This window comes from Pseudomonas sp. GM84 (assembly GCF_000282535.1).
GTDB lineage: Bacteria > Pseudomonadota > Gammaproteobacteria > Pseudomonadales > Pseudomonadaceae > Aquipseudomonas.
On sequence record NZ_AKJC01000294.1, the window covers coordinates 1 to 4,627 of the forward strand.

Annotated in this window: 3 protein-coding genes; all 3 read left to right on the forward strand. The window is 63.7% G+C overall.

Annotation, left to right across the window (positions count from 1 at the left end):
• Positions 1–901, forward strand: a 901-nt coding sequence (locus PMI38_RS21105; protein ID WP_008098506.1) for an O-antigen ligase family protein, incomplete at its 5' end; no start/stop codon positions are given.
• Complete coding sequence (locus PMI38_RS21110) at positions 898–3,492, forward strand: glycosyl hydrolase family 5 (RefSeq protein WP_008098509.1); 2,595 nt, start codon at positions 898–900, stop codon at positions 3,490–3,492. The genes PMI38_RS21105 and PMI38_RS21110, both read left to right, overlap by 4 nt.
• 66 nt (positions 3,493–3,558) lie before the next feature.
• Entirely contained in the window at positions 3,559–4,521 is a 963-nt protein-coding gene (gene galE, locus PMI38_RS21115; protein ID WP_008098511.1) for a UDP-glucose 4-epimerase GalE, read from the forward strand.
• The last annotated feature ends 106 nt before the right edge of the window (positions 4,522–4,627 follow it).

Genomic DNA, 4,627 nt, shown 5'->3' on the forward strand with positions numbered 1-4,627 from the left:
CCCCCGTCACTGGCTGCTGTACAACGGCCTGATCAGCGCCATGGGGATGCAGTGGAGCATGTCCAGCTACCTCAGCCGCGGCGGCTCGCTGCGGGCCAGCGCCACCACCGGCCAGGCGATCGCCCTGGCCTACGTCATCAGTGTGGCGATCGGCATGTACCTGTTCGTGCAGGGCTATGTGCGCAACCGCCTGCAGCGCTACATGGGCGCCCTGCTGCTGGCCGCCGGGCTGGTCGTGCCGTTGTCGCGTGGGCCCTGGATCGGCGCGGGGATCATCGTTGCGGTGTTCATCGCCACCGGCAAAGGCGCCGTCAAGCGCCTGACCCTGCTGGCCTGCGCCGGCCTGCTGGCGTTGCCGCTGCTGACCGTGCTGCCCGGCGGCGAGAAAGTGCTCGACCTGCTGCCGTTCGTCGGCAACCTGGAAAAAGAGAACATCACCTACCGCCAGCGCCTGCTCGACAACGCCTGGATCACCATCCAGCGCAACCCGATGTTTGGCTCGTTCGACTTCCGCAACACCCCAGAGATGCAGACGATGATCCAGGGCGAAGGCATCATCGACATCGTCAACAGCTACATCAGCCTGGCGCTGCGCTTTGGCCTGGTCGGACTGGCGCTGTTCGTGGCGTTCTTCGCCAGCGTGCTGCTGGCGCTGTACAAAGCCTTGCGGGCGTTTCCCGACAAGGAGGACGAACACCGACGATTGGGCCGAACGTTGCTGGCAACCTTGCTCGGGATTCTGGTGATCATCTTCACCGTCAGCAGCATTACCGTCATCCCGGTGGTGTACTGGTCGGTGGGCGGGCTGGGTGTGGCCTACGTACAGATGGTGCGCAGGCTCAGGAGCAGTGAATCCACCGTGCTGGGCACTGCCCAGCCCACCAACCAGGTACTTTCATGACAAGGATTGGTCTGCGCCCGAGGGTCAGGGCTTCGCTACTCGTGGGTCTGTTGTCGCTGCCGGCACTCGCCTGGTCCTCGGCATGGACCGTCAGCGTCGACGAACAGAACGGTCTGCCCAGCGTGACTCGCGGCGGCGGCCCGGCCATGCAGGCACGCTTCGATTTCTGGGGGCCCGACTGGAGCTGGACCGGCTTCGGCACGGCGCTGAAGGTCAACGCGCCCTACCGCTACACGCTCAACGGCAAGAACCCGCAACTGGATTTCGAGCTGGCGGCAGACATCAGCAAGCCGCAGCCGCAGACCCTGAGCTGGGCGTTCGACCTGAACGCCCGAAGCCTGCGCCGTGGTGTGATGGGCGGCGGCATGGTGTTCCGCTTCGACCCTGCCCTGTTCACCGCAGAAATGGGTGAACCGCAGCTGCTGCCCGGCAACCGCGGCTGGTCGTGGGGCAACGCTGCAAGGCGCATTGAGCTGCGTTTCGAACCCGCGTTGGCGAAGGTGTATTTCGAGCGCGGCGACACGTCGGAAATCCGTGCGTTTTTCTACACCGACCCGATCGTGCCCGGCCAACAGCACGTGAAGGCGGTGCTGAACCTGACCGGCGACATCGAGCTCCGCCCGACCGCGACCGAACGTTTCGGCCTGGCCGACACCACGCGCTGGCCAGACGACCAGTTGGGCTGGCGCACCTCGCCGGTGGACCTGTCCTTTCTCAACGCGGCAGAGAAACCCGCCGGCAAACGCGGCTTCGTCAAGGCCGCCGGCGAGCAGCTGCAGTTCGCCGACAGCACGCCTGCGCGCTTCTGGGGCACCAACCTGTCGGCCTATGCCCTGTTCAACACCCCCGACGATGAAATCAGGCAACAGGCCAAGCGCCTGTCCGCGCTGGGGTTCAACCTGGTGCGGCTGCATCACCATGACTCGCCTTGGGTCAGCCCGAACATTTTTGGCGACGTCAAAACCCTGCGTGATACCCAGCAGCTGAGCGCGGCATCGCTGAAGAAGATCGACTGGTGGATCAAGTGCCTGAAAGACGAAGGCATCTACGTGTGGCTCGACCTGCATGTGGAGCGCATTGTCACCGTCAATGACGGCATCTATGCCTTCGACGAGCTGGCCAAGGGCGAGCAGTACGCCGGGATCAAGGGCTATGCCTATGTGAACGTGGCCATCCAACAGGCGATGAAGCGCTTCGCCGAGCAGTACCTGACCCATGTGAACAGTTTCACCGGCCTGGCCTACAAGGATGACCCGGCGGTTGCCGCCGTGCTCATCACCAATGAAAACGACGTGACCCAGCACTTCGGCAACGCCCTGCTGCCGGACAAGGGCGTGCCCAAGCACAACCAGCTGTTCATGGACCAGGCCAAAGCCTTCGCCGCGCGCGCCAACCTGCCCGCCGACAAGACCTGGCGCGCCTGGGAGCCTGGGCCAGGCAAGCTGTTTCTCAACGAGCTGGAGCATCGCTTCAATGTCGACATGATCGACCACCTGCGCACCCTGGGGCTGAAAGTGCCCATCGTCACCACCAGCACCTGGGGTGGCAACGGCCTTGCCGCGCTGCCGGCACTGACCGCAGGCAACGTGATCGATGCGCACGGCTACGGGGGTATCGGCCAGCTGGAGAAGAACCCGCTGACCAGCGACGGCATGATCAACTGGCTGGGCGCCGCCCAGGTGCTGGGCATGCCGATGACCGTCACCGAATGGAACGCCGAGCCCTTCCCCCTGCCCGACCGCCACTCGCTGCCGCTGTACGTGGCCGGCACCGCCAGCCATCAGGGCTGGGACGCGATCATGCAATATGCCTACAGCCAGCAAGCGTTCATCGAAGGCTGGCGCCGGGCCGACAACTGGAATGCCTACAACGACCCGGCGATGATCGCCACCCTCCCCGCCGCAGCCTTGCTCTACCGCCGTGAAGACGTGCACCTGGCCACCACCCGCTACGTGTTCGCACCCAGCGCCGAAACCTTGTTCAACCGGGCCATCACACCCGCCAGCTCGGTGCTGCTGCGCACCGCCATGGAAAAAGGCCGGCTGCAGATCGCCATGCCGCAAACGCCGGCGCTGCCCTGGTTGCAGGCGGGCACACTGCCCGGTGATGCGCAGGTCTTGCGCGACCCTGACCAGTCGCTGCTGGACGCCAATGCCAGCGAGTCGACCAGCGACACCGGCGAGCTCAAGCGCAACTGGCAACAAGGCCTCTACACCATCGATACCCCGCTGACCCAGGCCGCAACCGGCTGGCTCGGCGGCCAGTCGTTGCGCCTTGGTGATATCGCGGTGCAGCTGAAAACCGCCTACGCCAGCGTGGTGGTGCAAAGCCTGGACGCCAAGCCGTTGAAGCAGTCGCACAGCCTGCTGATTTCGCTTGGCAGCCGTGCCGTGCCAAGGGCCGACGACATGACCCCGTTCCACGTCGAACCGCTGGAAGGCACCTTGAGCATCCAGGCGCCCAAGGGCCTGAAACTGTACAGCCGCCAGGCTGACGGCAGCGAGCAGCCACTGGCTTCGACCTACAAGGATGGGCGCTACCTGATCACCTTCGACGGCCAGAACATGGCCAACTGGCTGTTCTTGAAATAGCCATCTAGAGTCAATTCAGACCTGTATTCCAGGCATTCGACGCTGCGTCTGTTCCAGGAGGATTGGATGAAGTACTTGGTTGTCGGCGGTGCAGGTTATATCGGTTCACACATGGTCAAGCACCTGGTGAACGACGGACATGAAGTGGTGGTGGCAGATATCGAGGCACCTGCGCCCGATGTCGAATGGGTCGAGCTGGATATCGCCGACGCAGGTGCACTGGACCGGTTGTTCGCCGACTACCACTTCAACGCGGTGTTTCATTTCGCGTCCTTCATCCAGGTGGGCGAGTCGGTCAGCGAGCCCGGCAAGTACTACCAGAACAACGTCGCTGCCACGCTGACCTTGGTTGAGGCCATGGTCCGCGCCGATATCAAGCACCTCGTGTTCTCTTCCAGCGCTGCCGTGTATGGCGACCCGCAATACGTACCCATCGATGAACAACACCCCAAGACGCCGATCAATCCGTATGGGCGCAGCAAGTGGATGGTGGAGCAGATCCTCGAAGACTTCGACCGGGCATATGGTTTGAAGTCGGTGTGCTTGCGCTACTTCAATGCGGCCGGGGCCGACCCGGATGGTTTGCTGGGCGAGCGTCATGAGCCGGAAACCCACTTGATTCCATTGGTCCTGCAGGCAGCCTCTGGGCGACGTGAGGCGATCACGGTGTTCGGCCATGACTACGACACGCCGGACGGCAGCTGTATCCGCGATTATGTGCACGTCGCTGACCTGGCGTCGGCGCATGCGCTGGCCGTCGCGTATCTGCTGGACGGTGGCGCCAGTGCGGCGTTCAACCTGGGCAATGGGTTGGGGTTTTCGGTGCAGGAAGTGGTCGATACCGCGCGGCGGGTCACAGGACGGCCGATCACGGTGATCGAAGCCTCGCGCCGGGAAGGTGACCCGGCGCGGTTGGTGGCGGATGCCGAGCGGGCGAAACGTGTGCTGGGATGGCAACCACGGTTTGCAACGCTGGAAGAAATTGTCGGCCATGCGTGGCGCTGGGAGTGCAAGTTTCCTTGGCGGTGAAGCGCATGAATGCAACGGGCGCGGTTGGCTTGGTTCTTGTAGCGGTTTCGAGATCGAGCGCCGCCCGCGCGGCGCATCGCGAGCAAGCTCGCTCCTACATTTGTTG

What these genes read in the sequence shown, in the direction of transcription:
- galE (WP_008098511.1), top strand. Translation starts at nt 3,559, where the DNA reads ATGAAGTACTTGGTTGTCGGCGGTGCAGGTTATATCGGTTCACACATG.
- PMI38_RS21110 (WP_008098509.1), top strand. Translation starts at nt 898, where the DNA reads ATGACAAGGATTGGTCTGCGCCCGAGGGTCAGGGCTTCGCTACTCGTG.